This window comes from Lactococcus taiwanensis, from assembly GCF_017068355.1.
GTDB classification, from domain to species: Bacteria; Bacillota; Bacilli; order Lactobacillales; family Streptococcaceae; genus Lactococcus; species Lactococcus taiwanensis.
On sequence record NZ_CP070872.1, the window covers coordinates 305113 to 322651 of the forward strand.

17 protein-coding genes and 1 tRNA gene are annotated in these 17539 nt (G+C 36.2%); 15 read left to right on the top strand and 3 right to left on the bottom strand.

All coding sequences use genetic code 11. The annotated features are described in order from the left end of the window. The first annotated feature begins 546 nt into the window (after window positions 1–546). Window positions 547–2244, top strand: a complete 1698-nt coding sequence (locus JW886_RS09930; protein WP_205872127.1) for an adhesive domain-containing protein — start codon at window positions 547–549, stop codon at window positions 2242–2244. 846 nt (window positions 2245–3090) lie between these two features. On the opposite strand, the gene JW886_RS01570 is transcribed toward JW886_RS09930, so the two are convergent. Next, window positions 3091–3333 carry a hypothetical protein gene (locus JW886_RS01570; RefSeq protein ID WP_205872128.1) on the bottom strand — a complete coding sequence of 81 codons (243 nt, stop codon included), beginning with the start codon at window positions 3331–3333 and terminating at the stop codon, window positions 3091–3093. 185 nt (window positions 3334–3518) lie between these two features. On the opposite strand from JW886_RS01570, the gene JW886_RS01575 reads away from it, so the two are divergent. From JW886_RS01575 to JW886_RS01590, 4 genes are all read left to right on the top strand, one after another. After that, window positions 3519–4985, top strand: coding sequence for a Y-family DNA polymerase (locus JW886_RS01575; RefSeq protein WP_205872129.1), 1467 nt, complete (start codon window positions 3519–3521; stop codon window positions 4983–4985). Next, window positions 4975–5325, top strand: coding sequence for a hypothetical protein (locus JW886_RS01580; RefSeq protein ID WP_205872130.1), 351 nt, complete (start codon window positions 4975–4977; stop codon window positions 5323–5325). Before JW886_RS01575 ends, JW886_RS01580 begins: the two co-directional genes overlap by 11 nt. Window positions 5326–5552: 227 nt before the next feature. Then, on the top strand, window positions 5553–6260 hold the full coding sequence (locus JW886_RS01585) for an EAL domain-containing protein (RefSeq protein WP_205872131.1): 708 nt from the start codon (window positions 5553–5555) through the stop codon (window positions 6258–6260). A 277-nt stretch (window positions 6261–6537) separates the two neighbouring features. Continuing rightward, complete coding sequence (locus JW886_RS01590) at window positions 6538–7677, top strand: GGDEF domain-containing protein (RefSeq protein ID WP_205871998.1); 1140 nt, start codon at window positions 6538–6540, stop codon at window positions 7675–7677. Window positions 7678–7973: 296 nt separating this feature from the next. Here the strand turns inward: JW886_RS01590 and JW886_RS01595 are convergent. After that, window positions 7974–8060, bottom strand: a tRNA-Ser gene (locus JW886_RS01595). Window positions 8061–8211: 151 nt separating this feature from the next. Between JW886_RS01595 and JW886_RS01600 the strand changes: the two genes are divergently transcribed. Beyond that, entirely contained in the window at window positions 8212–9405 is a 1194-nt protein-coding gene (locus JW886_RS01600) for an argininosuccinate synthase (protein WP_205872132.1), read from the top strand. A 40-nt stretch (window positions 9406–9445) separates the two neighbouring features. Further along, window positions 9446–10825 carry an argininosuccinate lyase gene (gene argH / locus JW886_RS01605; RefSeq protein WP_205872133.1) on the top strand — a complete coding sequence of 460 codons (1380 nt, stop codon included), beginning with the start codon at window positions 9446–9448 and terminating at the stop codon, window positions 10823–10825. A gap of 16 nt (window positions 10826–10841) precedes the next feature. Here the strand turns inward: argH and JW886_RS01610 are convergent, their stop codons facing one another. Further along, window positions 10842–12038 carry a multidrug efflux MFS transporter gene (locus tag JW886_RS01610; protein WP_205872134.1) on the bottom strand — a complete coding sequence of 399 codons (1197 nt, stop codon included), beginning with the start codon at window positions 12036–12038 and terminating at the stop codon, window positions 10842–10844. A gap of 185 nt (window positions 12039–12223) precedes the next feature. Here JW886_RS01610 and JW886_RS01615 point away from each other — a divergent pair, with 185 nt between their 5' ends. From JW886_RS01615 to ruvX, 8 genes are all read left to right on the top strand, one after another. Beyond that, window positions 12224–12802 carry a TetR/AcrR family transcriptional regulator gene (locus JW886_RS01615; protein ID WP_241003782.1) on the top strand — a complete coding sequence of 193 codons (579 nt, stop codon included), beginning with the start codon at window positions 12224–12226 and terminating at the stop codon, window positions 12800–12802. Window positions 12803–12924: 122 nt separating this feature from the next. Beyond that, the gene (gene rnpA, locus JW886_RS01620; RefSeq protein ID WP_155724357.1) at window positions 12925–13278 is read left to right on the top strand and encodes a ribonuclease P protein component; all 354 of its coding nucleotides are present in this window, start codon (window positions 12925–12927) and stop codon (window positions 13276–13278) included. After that, window positions 13275–14090, top strand: coding sequence for a YidC/Oxa1 family membrane protein insertase (locus tag JW886_RS01625; protein ID WP_075525129.1), 816 nt, complete (start codon window positions 13275–13277; stop codon window positions 14088–14090). The genes rnpA and JW886_RS01625 overlap by 4 nt, the downstream gene beginning before the upstream one ends. 91 nt (window positions 14091–14181) lie before the next feature. Next, window positions 14182–15108: an RNA-binding cell elongation regulator Jag/EloR gene (gene jag / locus JW886_RS01630; RefSeq protein ID WP_075525130.1), complete on the top strand. Its 927-nt coding sequence runs from the start codon at window positions 14182–14184 to the stop codon at window positions 15106–15108. A gap of 132 nt (window positions 15109–15240) precedes the next feature. Continuing rightward, window positions 15241–15375: a 50S ribosomal protein L34 gene (rpmH, locus tag JW886_RS01635; protein ID WP_003131818.1), complete on the top strand. Its 135-nt coding sequence runs from the start codon at window positions 15241–15243 to the stop codon at window positions 15373–15375. 225 nt (window positions 15376–15600) lie between these two features. Next, entirely contained in the window at window positions 15601–16512 is a 912-nt protein-coding gene (locus tag JW886_RS01640; RefSeq protein WP_205872135.1) for an aldo/keto reductase, read from the top strand. 284 nt (window positions 16513–16796) lie between these two features. Beyond that, window positions 16797–17063, top strand: coding sequence for an IreB family regulatory phosphoprotein (locus JW886_RS01645; RefSeq protein ID WP_075525132.1), 267 nt, complete (start codon window positions 16797–16799; stop codon window positions 17061–17063). Then, complete coding sequence (gene ruvX / locus JW886_RS01650; protein WP_075525133.1) at window positions 17063–17494, top strand: Holliday junction resolvase RuvX; 432 nt, start codon at window positions 17063–17065, stop codon at window positions 17492–17494. The genes JW886_RS01645 and ruvX overlap by 1 nt, the downstream gene beginning before the upstream one ends. Window positions 17495–17539 lie beyond the last annotated feature (45 nt).

Here is a 17539-nt window from a genome sequence, read left to right on the forward strand (position 1 = left end):
TATAGGCTAAAATACGAAAAATTACATAAAGGTTGTTTATAAAATACGAAGATTCCCAATGTGTTACAAATAATACAAAAGAACAAATTTTGTACTGTAGATTATAATTATTGCACGTGTTTTTTTAAGTAAAGTTTAAGCTAATTAAAAATATCAGTTTGCTATTTTCCTTACTAAACTGGGAAAATATCGGTAAAAATATAGTTTATAGAAGGTGAAGTTTAATTAAAATAATACAGAGGTAGTTATGTACTTTATAAAAACCAAGTAGGCTATAATGAAAACATGATAAATAAGAAGACACTTATTATTTAATAAATGTATGGAGGAATAAAATGAGTGACTATCCTATTATTACAGATATGTAATTTCAACATCATACTCTTAAATGAAAGGACGGATTAATGTACGATATTAATATTCTTAATTATGAAGTGCTAAATTATCGTTTTAATTTGGGTGTAAATAAAGCCCCGCCTATTTAAAGAAATAAAAAAGAAAAACTAAATAGGAAAAACGATTAGAAATGTATTGGGAGATACTAAAATGAAAAAATTTAAAAAAACAAGTGCTATTACCCTTTTATCAACCGCTATAATTTGCGCTAGTGGTTTAGCTGTTCCTTTGATGAATGCGACTACTATGACTGCTGAAGCTTCAGAAGTTGATGTTACTTTAGCTTCAAAAACTGGTTTAGATTCATCTTATAAATCAGCGATTAAGACAACAGGTTCTCATTCAGGAACCCTTACGGTTACTAACACTATTGGTGCCCAAGCAAACATATTGCTACAAACGTTAAAATCCGCAGAAATTAAGCTTCCAGCAGAACTTGCGAATAACATAAAAGTAGCTGATAATGCGAATATTCAAATGAAAATGGGAATCAACCTCACACAAATTCCACTACTTGGCGATTTGTTCAATGGCTTGGCTACTGGTACAGATAATGCAATAAAAAAACAACTTGCTATTATTGTAAATAATCCTTCATTTGAAGGAAGTAACGTGGATAAAGTATATGACGCAATCAATGCACTGGAAACATTCCAAAATATGGATATTTCTGAACAAGTATCACAAATTTCAGTAAAAGATGGTGTAGTTACTGCTAAATTTGATGATGCAACAGCAAGACATATTGCCAACCAAATTATCCAATTACTTGAAAATCTTCAAACAGCAATCAATATGGTTGACTGGGGTAATGGTATAGCTGCAAGTATCGCAAACACAATTACTGAAACAGTTAAACCTTTGGTAAATAAGGCTATTGATACTTTGCAAACAGGTATTAACAGTGGTGTTGGTAACTTGGCAAGCTTATTTGGTAATACAGGGGTTTTGACTTCAGCTACAATCAGTTTCCCAGTAGATATTGATGTCCCAATGTCTTGGTATCAAAAATATGCCCCAAATGGTACCTCTTCTAAATTTACAGCAGGTATTGAAAATACGTCAGGAATAAGTTGGGATATTTTTGAAAATACTGCCTCTGCCAATACAGTTGTTGAATTTGCAGACATTGTAGCCCCTAAAACCCCAAGTTTGAGTAATGTTAAGAAATCTTCTGCTACCGTAAAAGCTGAAGCTGGATCAACTGTTAAAGTGTACAATGCGTCAGGTCAACAAATTGGTTCTGCGAAAGCCTCAGGAACAGCTGATGGTAAAACACAAGTATCTGTAAATGTAAATTATACATCACAAAAAGCAGGTGCTAAAATTACAGTAAAAGCCACAGATATTCATGGTAATACCTCATCAGCTGCAACAGCTACCACTCCAGCTGCAAATACTACTAATCCAACAAATCCTTCAGTACCTGTAAAAACTCAAGTTGTTTACCGTCTATACAATCCAAATACAGGGGAACACTTCTATCCAACTTCAAAATATGAACGTGATGCAACAATTAAAGCTGGATGGAGAAATGAAGGTACTTTGGAAAACGCACCTAAAGAAGGAAAAGCTGTATATCGTATCTACAACCCTAATGTGAAGGGCGGCGACCATTACTATACAATGAGTAAATATGAAGCTGAAGTACGAGTTTCAGAAGGCTGGAAGTGGGATAATAATGCTAAACCTGTCTTTTACTCAGGCGGTAACAAAGCGGTTTACGTAGCATATAATCCTAATGCGAAATCTGGTGCTCACAACTATACAATGAGTGCATTTGAAGAACAATCATTATTGAATTCCGGTTGGAAATATGGAAAAACTGCTTGGTATGCAGTCAAATAGGTTCAATGATTGATTAAACTGAAACTAAAAACAGAGTTTTAAACTCTGTTTTTTTTTTATTCAATGAGAAAAGTTACAAGCCATTTCTCAAAATGCTAGCTGCACCCTTTAAAGTTTACAAGATAACTAGAGATAACGAGAGGGTGGCTCATGTTTCATTAGAATTTTGTCAAAGTTAAATAGAGGTGCAATAAGCATTTAAAACTGATTTTTATAATAGAAAGCTAAAATCTACAAAAAAAATGAAGTAAGGATAATTTGGATATAAAACAAAAGAAAACCACCTGTGATGAAGTAACAGGTGGAAAAGGAGTAAGCTGGTATTAAGGAGTCAAGGGGATTATTTAGTCGCTCTCAAAGATAAATACAGGCTCTATAAGAATCTCAAAGTATTTCCTATAGTAAAATTCTTTAAGTGAAAAATGAAATGGGGTAAATTGAGGGGGCAAATAATTAAATATTAAAAAACGAAGTAGCAAGAGGTTATGTTACTACACGTCCCTCTCTTGCAAACTTAGCAGTACAGCTTATTTCAGACGAATGTTTATATCCAAGGGAAAGTGTGAGTATTACAAGAGATATGACAAATAAAAAAGCTGTTGAAAATTGAGGGACTTTTTGAACACGCTGGCATATAGTCACGTTTTAGATATAGTAAAATCTCTTTTTGACTGTATAATAAACAGGTTATAGTTTCCATTTATCTGTATAGCTTTTCAGTATAAATCCTACTAGTTACTGTATATGTCTTAGAATAAAGTGAAGAAAAAAAGACTTGTTGATGCAAGTACTTTTTTTCTCAATTATATTATAACAAGATAGTTTTTCAAGCCAAATTTACTTGAGTCAGTTACAATTAAATTCCATAATTTTTTCTCTAACCCAATGACGGTCTGAAAGCCCAAATTTACTGATCGCTTGTTTTTCGGCTGTTATCCAGATAGCTAAGTGCTCTGATAGCATCATCCGTATACAATCCTCTGGAAATACTTCTTGAAGGACTAAAAACCTTCGATGGCATTCTCGCTCATAGGCCTGTTGAATATCTAATAAACTGGTTGAGCGCTCTAAATCTTTCTTATATATCATTTCTAACCCTACTTTCCTAAATAAATTGGCTTCTTTATGAAGTACTTATCTTAAGTTATCTTGCATCTCATTATACCACAATATTTTTTAATTATCATTTTAACAGATAAATAATATTGATTTTTAATTAAAAAGGGAGTATAATATCAATTAAACTGATATTATATATTTTAAAGGAGGATGCTATGGACCAATTAAATCAAAGTCAATACTTTGACTATTCACTTGAACCAAGACGAGCCATCCTCTTTCAAGATGTCAAATCTAACTATGCTTCAATTGAATGTGTCCAACGTAACCTTAACCCTTTAACAACTTCCCTTTGTGTAATGAGCCGTGCAGATAATACTAAAGGTTTGTTATTAGCCTCTAGTCCAACCTTTAAGAAGGTTTTCGGAGTGAAAAACGTGAGTCGAGCGAGCGATTTACCCTTTCTCATTGAAACAAGGAAGTTCAATTATCCGCAATGGTATCGGTCACACACGGATATTCATGGTCAACGAACAGCACCAAGTGTTCAGTATGTTGCCTACATTGAGAGCTGGGCAAAACGAACATGGCTAGTACCTCCGCAAATGCAACTGTATGTGGATTACAAGATTAAGGTCACTGACATTCTCACTAACTATACCTCCATTGAAGAAATTCATTCTTACTCTATTGATGAGTCTTTTTTGGATGTGACGGAGTCCCTCAATCTCTTTTATCCTGATATTGAAAATCGATATGTGCAAATGAATCAAATTGCCTTAGATTTGCAGCGAGAAATACTCCATAAACTAGGACTGTATGTGACGGTAGGTATAGGAGACAACCCTCTGCTTGCCAAGCTTGCCATGGATCTTTATGCCAAGCATAATCGGAACATGAGGGCTTTAATTCGTTATGAGGACGTTCCTGACAAGCTCTGGACAATTCCAAAAATGACCGACTTCTGGGGAATTGGTAAACGGACAGAAAAAAGGCTCAATAAGTTAGGCATAACCACCATAAAAGAACTAGCCAATGCCAATCCTCTTTTGCTGAAGCAAAAACTAGGCACAATAGGTCTTCAACATTTTTTCCATGCCAACGGTATTGATGAAAGCAATGTTCGAGAAAAGTATGTGCCTAAGTCCTCTAGCTTCAGTAATTCGCAAATTCTTCCACGTGACTATCCTAAGCAATGGGAAATTGAACTAGTCATTAGAGAAATGGCGGAAAACTTAGCCACAAGGCTTAGAAAGGGAGGAAAGCTTGCAAGTAACCTTTCACTCTATGTCGGAGCTGCAGTGACCTCAGAATATTCCTCCCTTAAAATCTCTCGCAATATAGAAGCTACGCAAAATACCAAAGAACTGCAAGACCTGGCAATAACCCTCTTTCGTGAAAAGTACGAAGGCGGAGCTGTTCGCCAGATTGGGATAAGCGGAAATCGCCTTTCATCCGCTTCAGTCAAGCAGCTTTCTTTATTTGAAACACCAGAGGAAAGTCAAAATACAGAGAAACAAGAGTCACTCCAAAAGGCTATTGATGAGATACGAGAGAAATTTGACTTTTTAGCCATTCGAAAAGCAAGCAGTTTATCTGAGGGTTCACGTGTCATCTACCGCAATAAGCTTATTGGTGGCCACGCTGCGAATCAAGAAATGGAGAAAAAAGATGTCAGTTGATCGCTCATACAGTCCTTTTGAAGTCATCCGAGCTTATCATGATCGAGGGATGATGAAATGGGGGGCATTTGCGACAGGCGAATTAACAGAAGCCCAATGCACCTTTGAGAAGGAACAAAAAAAGGATGAAGTGATCCATCCCTTATCCCCTCATGCTATACTTCATCTTTTAAATCAATCTTTTACCAACCAGGTACAAATTAAAGTCACTTATCAAACAAAAAATACGCTCCAAGTCGTTTATGGTTTCGTTTCTGAATTTATTAGTAGCCAAGTACGAATAAAATCAACCGATAAAATTTATCTCATTTCCATTGATCAAATTATAAAAATTTCATAAAAAATATACCCTGACGAATCGTGTGTGAAATCAAGGTGTATTTTTTGCTTTAAGTTTACGGCTCTCTAAAAATAACATAAATGTCAAAGAGAAAAAAACAATAGTTATCAATAAATACTAAATCAAACTAAATTATAGGTCATACAAAAACGTCTGTACAATCTTAAAAAAAGGAGTAAAATATATTTCATAAACAAAACCAAAATATAGTATTACAGGAGAGAATAATGGTAGAATTTAGGTTTTTTTGTCAGAGAATCAAAAATACAAAAAATAGTAATGATAAATCCTATGAATTATTGCTTAGATCGGCAGATGGCGCTTCATTCCCCGCAGAAGAATTTAGTAAAATTGTTGTCAATAAAGAGAAGCATAAAGAATATTTGATATGGCTTGAAAAGGCTATAAAGTCAGTCGTTGAACGTTATCCAAACAAGATTTTTAGCTTCAATTTAGATCATCAAGAGCTTGAATATGATGATACATTTAACATGCTAAAAAAACTTAGTAAATTTAAAAATAGGATTATTATTGAGGTCACCGAAGTTCCACCAATAGTAAGAAATACTCCTTATTTCTCTCATGTTAACCTCTATGCTTTCCAAAAGATTAAAAATATGGGGTATAGAATTGCACTAGATGATGTCGCAGAGGGGATAAATTCAATAGGAAATTTATTTCTACTCTTAGATTTTATAGATCGTGTTAAATTTTCAACATTAAGTTTTAGGTGTTCGATGAATGAGGACCAGCTGAAAAAATTTATAATATACATTTCTAACATTGCAAAGTTTGCTAAAAAGGACCTTGTAATTGAGGGGATTGAGGATGATCTATTCTCGCAATGGGTCAGTGAAAATATTACACACCTTCATCAAGGTTATATATATTCAAAACCACATAATATATGGCCTGCTGAACTTAAAAAACTGTAGTGGAACACCAATAAAAAGAGCTCATATATTTATCTTATATGGGCTTTTTACTTTAACTAGGTTAAGTACGATAAGGATTGGATTTCTGGCTTTTATTTGCTTAATTTAAACTTTTAAATCTTATAATATTTGAGGATAATTCCACTTTTTACTTGATTAAAGTTTTCTTACTGACAAAATAATTCAGATAATATATTGTATGGATTACAATATATGAAGCTGCCAAAAATATCAAATAGGTTATCATAGTATTAGATCAATAAAAAGGATAGGGGCAATGATGGATCTATTCATTGAGGTACTAGGAAAATACTTTTTAACAAAAATTCTCTTAATCCCTAGCATTCTAGGGTTTATTTTTATCTGCAAAAACTTACTAAGAAAAAGTAAATTTACTCAAAACAAATTTCTAATTTATTTATTCTATTCACTTAATTTCACTTTTTGGTTAATATTATTAAAACTTATCTTTGTCAAAATTGATCCAAACCCTCATGTTTTTTCGATAAAAGATATTTCTCTTATTTTCACATCAATCTTAATTGATTATTTCATTGTATCTTATTACAAATATATTGAGTACACAGTACTTCCATTTTTTGTAGTATTTTATTTTGCATATCTTAAGGAATATGGTTTCACACTACAATCTTTTATCGTAGTATGGTTGGCTTTAGCGTCGTTTTGGTTTCTATTATTATTGGTGTCTAAAAAAAGAGTTGATATCATTCAAAATATACCTAGACTCCTACTAGTCAGTCTAATTCTTGTGTTAGTACTGCTCCTGATAATATCTTCACAGTTTTCCATCAATTTTCTATACGCATTAACTTTGTTTGGTAAAGTTTTTATCCTTCTTTGTATTACTAAGATTATTTTTAACGAGATAGCCTCAATAATAGAAGAATACTCAAAATATAAAGAGTATACTTATATTGATGAATTGACAGGGGTGTATAATAGGCGAAAGTTTGATGAAACATTCAAAGAGATACTTAGTAGCGATACAATAAATAAGTTTTCATTAGTACTTTTTGATGTGGACTCATTTAAACAAATAAATGATAAATACGGGCACCTTTCAGGAGATATAGTACTAAGAGACATCAGCTATCTAGTTGAAAAACACTTGAGGGAGAATGAAGAGAACGGCCAACTTTTCAGGTTTGGTGGTGATGAATTTTTCATAATTTTTAGAAATCGATCTGGAAATGAAGTGAAAAAAATAATGGTGGAGATAGTGAAGAAAATCTCCTGTACCGAGTTTCAGTGTAATTCATTTAAAATTAAAGCATCAATTTCTGCAGGTATTGTAGAAGCCACACCTGGAGTAATGGGAAAACATATTATCTCTCAAGGCGATAAAAATCTTTACGAAGCAAAAGCACGAGGTAAGAATCAAGTATATTTACAATAGTATAGAAAAGAGGTGTGTGGGATTATTTCGAAAAATGAAGGATTGTTGATGGATTACTTTACTTTTGAAGATATTCTGATTGATATTATTAGACTAGTCGATATTATTGCGGAAGGGTAAAACTACTTTTCAACTAAAATGAGGAGCTATTAATTGCTTGTTCGTTAGTAGCATTTCAATAGAATGCTTGACTCATTTAAAAACTATAAAATAAAATGGGGCAAATTTTGGGGCAGGTCAAAAAAAAAAACCACCTGTAATGAAGTAACAGGTGGAAAAGGAGTAAGCTGGTATTAAGGAGTCAAGGGGATTTGAACCCCTGCGCCGCTTTACACGGTTCGCTGGATTTCGAGTCCAGTGCATTACCACTCTGCCATGGCTCCATTCCTTTATTGTAATTCCATTATAGCATACATTCCAAATGGAGGACAGCAAAATGCATAGCGCAAAAAACGCATAAATATTCAATAGTGTTGACAAATGAATATTTATGCCATATAATTGTATTTAAATTAAATGGAAAGAAGCATATCTATGGAAAATAAAAAATTAGTGCTAGCTTATTCTGGAGGTTTAGATACCAGTGTCGCTGTAAAATGGTTGTCAGAAAGGGGATTTGATGTCATTGCGGCATGTATGGATGTAGGTGAAGGGAAAGATTTAAGCTTTATTCAGCAAAAGGCCTTAAAAGTTGGTGCTGTAGAATCCATCGTTTTGGACTGTAAAGCCGAATTTGCAGAGCAATTCGTCGGGGTGGCATTAAAAGGGAATTTGATGTATGAAAATAAATACCCATTGGTTTCTGCCTTAAGTCGTCCACTGATAGCTAAAAAATTGGTAGAAGTTGCCAAAAAATATAAGGCTACGGCTATTGCTCACGGTTGTACAGGGAAAGGGAATGATCAGGTGCGTTTTGAAGTAGCAATCCATGCGTTGGCACCAGAAATTGAAGTAATCGCCCCTGTGCGGGAGTGGCACTGGGCGCGTGAGGAAGAAATCAATTATGCTGTTCAAAATCATATTCCGATACCAGCGGATTTGAATAATCCTTACTCGATTGATATGAATTTATGGGGGCGTGCAATTGAAGCTGGAGTTTTAGAAAATCCGTGGCATAATTGCCCAGAGGAGGCATTTTTTATGACTTGTGCAGTAGAAGATGCTCCTGATAAACCAGACTATTTGGAGATTGATTTTGTTGAAGGCCTTCCAGTAGCCCTAAATGGTGAAAAATTGCCTTTGCATCAAATTATACAAAAAGTGAATATTATTTCGGGGAAACATGGAGTAGGTCGGATTGATCATGTAGAAAATCGATTAGTAGGGATTAAATCTAGAGAATTTTATGAATGCCCAGGTGCGTTAACTTTACTTCAGGCTCATAAGGATTTGGAAGATTTGACCTTTGTCCGTGAAGTATCTCATTTTAAACCGATCATCGAAAATGAGCTATCGAATTTAATTTACAATGGGCTTTGGTATAATCCAGCAACACAAGCGATGATTGCTTATCTCGAAGCAACACAAAAAGTTGTAAATGGGACTGTAAAAATTAAATTGTATAAAGGTTCGGCAACACCTGTTGGACGAAAATCTGCCAATTCTCTTTATGAAGAAAAACTAGCAACTTATACAGCTGCTGACGAATTTGATCAGGCAGCTGCTGTTGGTTTTATCAAACTATGGGGACTTCCAACAAAAGTGAATGCCCAAGTTAATAAAAAATAAGCCCGTCAGTTTACTGACCGGTCTGTAAGAAGGCATATAAATGACAGAGAAACTATGGGGAGGACGCTTTGAGGCGTCTTTAGATGAAGCAACAGAAAATTTTGGGGCATCTATTAAATTTGAACAGCGGTTAGCATATTTTGATTTACAGGGATCGTTAGCACACGCAAAAATGCTTGGTGCAACTGGCATTGTAACGGACAAAGAAGCTCAAATAATTTCTGATGGGTTGAAAAGTTTACAACAACAACTTCTTGAAGGTAGAATTGAGTTCAAAACTGAAAATGAAGATATCCATATGAATATGGAACACTACCTAAGAGAGGAAATCGGTCCGGTGGCAGGCAAATTGCACACGGCGCGTTCCCGAAATGATCAGGTGGCGACGGATATGCATCTTTACTTGAAATCAGTGGTGCACCAAAGCTTAGAAAAGCTAAAAAAATTGAGAACGACCCTTGTCAATCTAAGTGTAAATCATGTTGACACGATATTACCTGGCTACACCCATCTTCAGCGCGCTCAACCCATTTGTTTAGGTCAACATTTTATGGCCTATTATCAGATGTTTACTAGGGATTATGAACGTTTTGAGTTTAATCTTAACCATATTGATATTAATCCGTTGGGCGCTGCAGCGCTAGCTGGAACAACATTTCCGATTGACAGGAAGTTGACAACTCAATTATTGGGCTTCTCCAAAGCCTATGACAACGCTATGGATGCTGTTTCTGATCGTGATTTCATCTTAGAATTTTTATCTAATGCGAGTATGTTAATGATGCATTTATCAAGGCTTTGTGAGGAAATTATTTTGTGGTGTTCTCAAGAGTTTCAGTTTATCACTCTCTCCGATCAATATTCAACCGGCTCTTCTATCATGCCTCAAAAGAAAAATCCCGATATGGCAGAACTAATTAGGGGGAAAACTGGTCGTGTTTATGGTAATCTTTTGGGCCTTTTAACAGTGATGAAAGGTTTACCTTTAGCTTACAACAAGGACTTGCAAGAAGATAAAGAAGGGATGTTTGATACAGCGGATACTCTACTTATGGTGTTGTCAGTAATGGATGGAATGATGTCAACGATGACTGTCAACGTTGACAATATGGAAAAAGCAACTCATCAGGACTTTTCCAATGCAACGGAGTTAGCCGATTATCTCTCAACTAAAGGGATGCCCTTCAGAGAGGCTCACGCGATTGTTGGACAAATGGTTCTTCATTGTCTTAAAGAAGGAAAATATCTTCAAGATGTTAGTTTAGAGCAGTACAAAGCAATGTCTCCTCTAATAGAAAAAGATGTTTATGAAGTTTTAGATCCTAGAGTGGCTGTAGCGCGCCGAACTTCACTGGGAGGGACTGCTTTTGAATCTGTCAGGGCACAAATTAAACAAGCAAAAAGTGAACTTAGAAGATAAAGTTCACTTTTTGTAATTAAGAATGTTTTGCCAGCTCTTTTGTATGAGAAAAGTAGTTAATAAGGTTAAAGACGACAAGAATGGCTGATCCTACAAAGACATACCGATAATCAATAAAACCGGCGATTGCAGATCCAAGAAGAGGTCCTGCAAAGGCACCAATGGATTGCGCGGATTGGTTATAAGAGAAAATTCTTCCCGTGACTGCCTGAGGTGATTCTTTAGCAAGAATTGCTTGTACAGAAGGTAAAATGGCGGCATCAGATATCCCCACTAGCAGACGCATGACAATAAGGAACCAAATGTTTGTAGTAGTTGCGGTAACGGAAAATACGATAAATGAGAAGATTAATCCGAAACCTAAAATTTTACGTTGGCCGACCTGATCTCCCAGACGTCCCAAAAAGGGCGCGGCAATGAGTGTGACAATACCAGGCGCAGCAGCAACTATACCCGCCATAAAGGTAATGTTGCCTTGACCATGCATCAATTCTTGTACGTAGAGTGAAAGCACAGGGTTGATTGATTGGTTTGTCATTTGAGTAATTAATGTGGCAAAAAACATTCCCCAAATGACGGAAGGATGGGCGATGACTTTCCAAACTTCTGAAGCTGATAGCATGTCTTTCTTTTCAATAGGTTTAAAGGTTTCTTTTACAAAAAATAGTGCCAGGAAAAAAACAAGAAACATGATTATACCAGTTACACTAAAGACACGACGGTAGCCAGTAAAATTAACCAGTATCCCACCGACAATTGGTCCAATTAAAGTACCAGCGACTGATCCTGTTGTAAGTAGGGACAGCACAGAACCAGACTTTTCTTTCGGAGCTGAGCTTGCCATAAGTGCCATAGAGTTAGAGATGAACCCAGAGAAGGCCCCTAATAGCATACGGAGAATGAGAAGCTGCCAGGCGACAGTTACAAAGGCCATTAAGGAAATAACCACAGCCATTCCTAATGAAGCGCGCAAAAGCATGAGCTTGCGCCCTTTTTGGTCAGCCAGCCTCCCCCACAGCGGAGAAACGATGGCTAAAACAATAAATGTAGAAGAAAAAACAAGACCCGACCAGATGTTGAGTTCTGTTTTGCTATAATTTCCTAAAGTGCTTATATAAAGCGATATAAAGGGTGCGATGAGACTGGAGCCAATGCCAGTCATAAATGTACCGAACCACAGGACAACTAAGTTTCTTTGCCAAGATTCTTTCATGATTTTGATAACTTCTTTCTTGAAAGGTTAATAGCTTCATTATAAAACTATCATCAGTAGTTTGTCAATGATGAAGCGTCACTTGAAAAATATTTGAAATAGTTTTATACTAAATGATATGACTGAGGGACCAAGGGGATAAACCTTTTTCTTTTAGTGGTATGTATAAGTTTGAAAGGAAACTGATGATGGCAAGAATTGCATTAAATCGTGACAAAATTGTTCAGGCAACCATCCAGTTAGCAGGAGAAATAGGTTTATCAAATGTAAGCTTCCCTCGATTAGCTGAGTTTTTTGGTATTAAAGCGCCTTCTCTTTATAATCACTTTAAAAATATGGAAGAGGTACGGGTGGCAACGGCAGTATTTCTTCAAAAAGAGCTAAACTATGAGTTGACCCATGCTATGGTTGGACTGACACCTTTAGCAGCCTTACAAGCTTATGCTGTAAGTTATAAAAAATTTGCTGAAAAATATGAGGCCGTGTATGAATTAGTTAATGTGATTCATCAAACAAATAACGAAGAATTGGAAACTTTAGCTCGGGAAAATATCCGATTGGTTCGAAGAAGCCTGGAAAATTTCGAGTTATCTGAAGAAGAAAATTATCACATCAGTCGCATGTTCCGCTCAACGCTACATGGGTTTATTACACTTACGCAACTGGGATATTTCAGAAATTCGGGTTCTATCTCTAAAGAGGAATCCTTTAAATACATGGTTCATCAACTACTAGCCCCATTGGCTTTGCGAAAAGAAGAATAAAAGTGAAAAGGGCCCTCAGCGAAGAAATTAATTGCGAAAGAGCGTTTTCATATCTAATAGTGACTTTTTAGCAACTTTATGATAAAATTAAAACGATAATTTCTAGAATGGGAGAGAGTGGCTTGGCTATCAAAAAAACATATCGCGTGAAACGCTCTAAAGATTTTGATCAGATTTTTTCAGCGAAACATAGCTTTGCCAATAAACGATTTGTTGTTTATAAGTTAAAGGCAGATCAGCCTCATTTTCGTGTGGGTTTATCAGTAAGCAAAAAATTAGGACATGCAGTGATGCGCAATCGGATTAAACGTTTATTACGTCATGCAATCGCTGATTTTTCTCCTTATTTGGCTGATGAAGATTTTGTGATTATTGCGCGTCGAGGCGTGGAAACACTTAATTTTGAAGAAATCAAGAAAAATCTGAAACACGTTTTGAAGTTGTCAAAAATCTATGTAGATGGAGAAAACGATTGAAAAAGAAACTTAGTTTGATCGGAATGGCAGGAGCTGCCTTGCTTTTACTTACTGCTTGTGGAACATCAGAAGTAACAAGTGGATCAAGTGGAATATGGGATCAGATTGTGTATGGATTTGCACAAGTGATTCGCTTCTTATCGTTTGGTGGATTGACCGGAATCGGTATTATTTTGTTCACGATTATTATCCGGGCGGCCTTACTACCGTTGATGAATGTACAAATCAAGTCTAGTCAACGGATGCAAGAAATTCAACCTGAGATTAAAAAAATCCAAGCGAAATATCCAAGTAAAGACATGGAATCTCGTCGTTTAATGAACGAAGAAATTCAAAAACTTTACGCTGAAAATAAAGTCAACCCATACATGGGATGTTTACCGCTGGTTGTTCAAATGCCAGTATTATGGGCGCTTTATCAGGCATTGTCACGTGTGGATTTCTTGAAGCACGGATCATTTCTTTGGTTTGATATTGGTGCTAAAGATCCAACGTTCATATTACCAATATTAGCGGCGGTATTTACCTTCTTAAGCTCATATTTGATGATGAAATCTGCACCTGAAAAGAATGCAATGACAACATCTATGACTTACATCATGCCAATTTTTATCCTGATAATGGGGATTAATTTTGCTGCTGGGATTGCACTTTACTGGGTTATTTCAAATGCTTTCCAAGTTTTCCAAACGATGTTATTAGCAAATCCTTGGAAAATTATTGCAGCGCGTGAAGAAAAGCTCAAAGCTGAAAAGGATAAGATTAAAGCGCGTGAAAAAGCAATGAAAAAAGCGAAAGCAAGAAAAAAATAAAATAAAAAATCTTTTGACAGTTTTTATTTTAATTGGAAGATGTGCTAGAAATTGTCATTAGATTTATCATATTTACAGGAGTAGTTTTATTATGGCTATTTTTACTGGTGAAACGGTCGAAGATGCAATCGAACGTGGTTTAAATCGATTAGGTGTCAAGCGCGAGAATGTTCATATTCACATTGAACAAAAAGAGAAAAAAGGATTTTTAGGTTTCGGAAAGAAGCGAGCTCGGATTAATATTGAGCCTATCCATGAAGAAACAGTGCGTAAGGCGGATCATCTGGCACAACGTGGGGTGGATGAGAACATTAATTTGGGCGTACCTAAGGCTCAATCTGCAATGGAAGCAACCCTTGAGCTGAGTCAAGTTGTGAAAGCAGTACGTGCGGCAGAAAAAGAGCAAAATGGCGAGATTACTGAAGAAGAGCGCAATGCAATCATTGAAGTGGCGAAAAAAACAGTTGTGCAAAATCGTCAAGGCACAACAGATCTCTCTGAAGTTGTTGAAGCTGTGAAAGAAGAAGTTGCTGTTCAAAAAGAGGCTTCGAAAGAAGTTACTAATGAAGAAGAAAAAATTGCTTCGAAGATTTCAAGTTATTTGACAACCATCACACAAGAAATGGGAATTGCAACACGGGTCGCTGTGTCACGCGAGGGTAATTTGACAGTTTTTAATTTAACTTCTAATCATGATGCGCTGTTGATAGGTAAACATGGTAAGATTCTACAAAGTTTACAAATTTTGGCAAAAGCTTATGCTAATAGCATCTTGAATACCCGCATGAATATCGCAGTAAATGTAGGGGACTACCATGAAAAACGAAAGGCCTACATCGTAAGTCTAGCTCATCGTGCGGCAGAGCGTGCTCGCGGTGGCGAGACCGTCTATATCAATGACTTGCAATCAAACGAACGTAAGATTGTTCATACGATTATTGCACAGGAAAAAGGGGTGTCTAGCCATTCTGAAGGTCAGGAATATAATCGCTATATTGTAGTGGCTAAAGAGATTTAGTCTTGACAAAAGACCTTTCATAGTGTAGAATTGTAAGGTATGCTTTTAATAGCAGTAAACTAAGATGAAAGGAACACCGAAAAGGTGGAGCTACTTTCAACCAAAAAGTGAAGTAGCCCAGGGACTTATATAATGAAACGTACTTACCAACCACACAAAAAATCTCGTAAGACTACTCACGGATTCCGTAGCCGTATGGCAACTAAAAACGGACGTCGTGTCCTTGCAGCTCGTCGTCGTAAAGGACGTGCTTCACTTACAGTTTAATCAAGAGGAATTCACGATTAAAGATGCGGATATTTTTTGTAAAACAGAACGTCCGCTGTTAGATGTAAATGAGAATATAAACCAGCTGATAGCTGGTTTTTTTATTCTTTCAAACTTAGTTAAGCGATTTCAAAAAATGTGGTATAATAATCTTAGTAGTAAATTATTGAAGAGTTATTTTCTTAAAGTAGAAAGAGCTCTTTCACACAAAGGAGTCGTTCAATCATGAAAACATTTAAAATCGGTGAACTCGAAGCTTCACAAATTATTTTAGGTTGCATGAGAATCAATGAAGCGGGCAAAGATCCTGTGGCGGTTATTGAGACTGCGTTTGCTTCAGGGATTAACTTTTTTGATCATGCAGATATTTATGGGGGTGGGGAGTGTGAAACGCTATTCTCTAAGGCTTTGAAACAATCGTCTGTAAAGCGAGAAGAGATTATCTTGCAAAGCAAGTGTGGGATCGTTCCAGGAAAAATGTTTGATTTTTCTAAGCGACATATTATCGAAGCGGTGGAAGGGAGTTTACAACGTTTAGATACTGATTATTTGGATGCCCTGCTTTTACATCGCCCAGACACGTTAGTAGAGCCTGAAGAGGTAGCGGAGGCTTTTTACGAATTGGAAAAAGCAGGAAAAGTGCGTTATTTTGGGGTTTCTAATCAAAATCCAGGTCAGGTTGAACTATTGAAAACCGCAGTGAAACAACCTTTGTTATTTAACCAACTTCAGTTTGGATTAAAGCATACGGGGATGATTGATGCTGGAATTCATGTCAATATGAATGATGAAGGATCAGTCGTTCATGATAATGGAATTTTAGAGTATTCTCGAATTAATAAGATGACGATTCAGGCCTGGTCACCATTCCAATATGGTTTCTTTGAAGGCGTCTTTGTGGGAAATGAAAAATTCCCAGAGTTGAATAAAAAATTGGAATTTTATGCAGAAAAATACAATTCCACTCCAACGGGGGTTGCCGTGGCTTGGATTAATCGCCACCCCGCCAATATTCAAACAATTATTGGAACAATGACAATAAGTCGAATCAAAGAAATTGCGGCTGCCTCAGATATTGTGCTTAGTCGGGAAGAGTGGTACGATCTGTATATGGCTGCGGGTAATATTCTACCTTAGTTGCATTTTTTAACTTTGTTTTTCAAATAATGGTCTGTTCTGTTTTCGGCTGGAGCAAGTGATTTTTTTGGTCTCGCTGAGGGAGAAACGGTTGAATTTGCAATGAAAATAACGTATAATTAATTATATCTAAGGAAATTTTAATGATAGATTGCTGTCAATATTTATCGAGCCAACTGACCACTTTGTCAGTGGCAATAGGAGTTTCATAAGTTGCTGACAGGACATATTATTGAGTTTTAGGCACATTTGGCTGGTCCAAATGATTTTAAAGGAGGTGTCTTATGAGTTTTACAGATGAAACGGTCCGTTTTGAATTTGGTGATTCGGACAAAAAAGAAATTAGCGAAACACTTGTTGATGTTTATAATGTACTTGAGGCAAAGGGTTACAACCCAATCAATCAGATCGTAGGTTATGTTTTGTCGGGTGACCCTGCTTACATCCCACGTCATGATGATGCCCGCAATAAAATTCGCCGCTTTGACCGTGATGATATTGTGGAAGAATTAATTAAAAATTATCTGAAAGATAATGGTGTGAATTTATAATGTTTGCACGTATTTTAGGCCTAGACGTTGGGACAAAAACGGTAGGTGTTTCAGTGAGTGATTTACTTGGCATGACGGCGCAACCTGTGGAAACAATCAAAATTGATAGTGATGCAGGGGACTTAGGCTTTGACCGCCTTGGCGAGTTGATTAAAGAATACAAACCTGAAAAGGTCGTTCTTGGGTTACCTAAACACATGAACGGTGATGAAGGAATTCGTGCTGAGGCTTCACGAGATTATGGAACAAAACTTTCGACTGAGTTTGGCTTGGAAGTCGCGTATCAAGATGAACGGTTGACCACGGCACAAGCTGAAAAAGTCCTGATTGATGGTGGTGTACGACGTAAAGATCGTAAAAAATCCATTGATAAATTAGCTGCGGTCTTGATTTTACAAAATTATCTTGATGCTCATGCCCTGAAATTTTGACTTTCATAAAAGGGCTGATGAAGCGGTAAGCTTCTCAAAATTGAA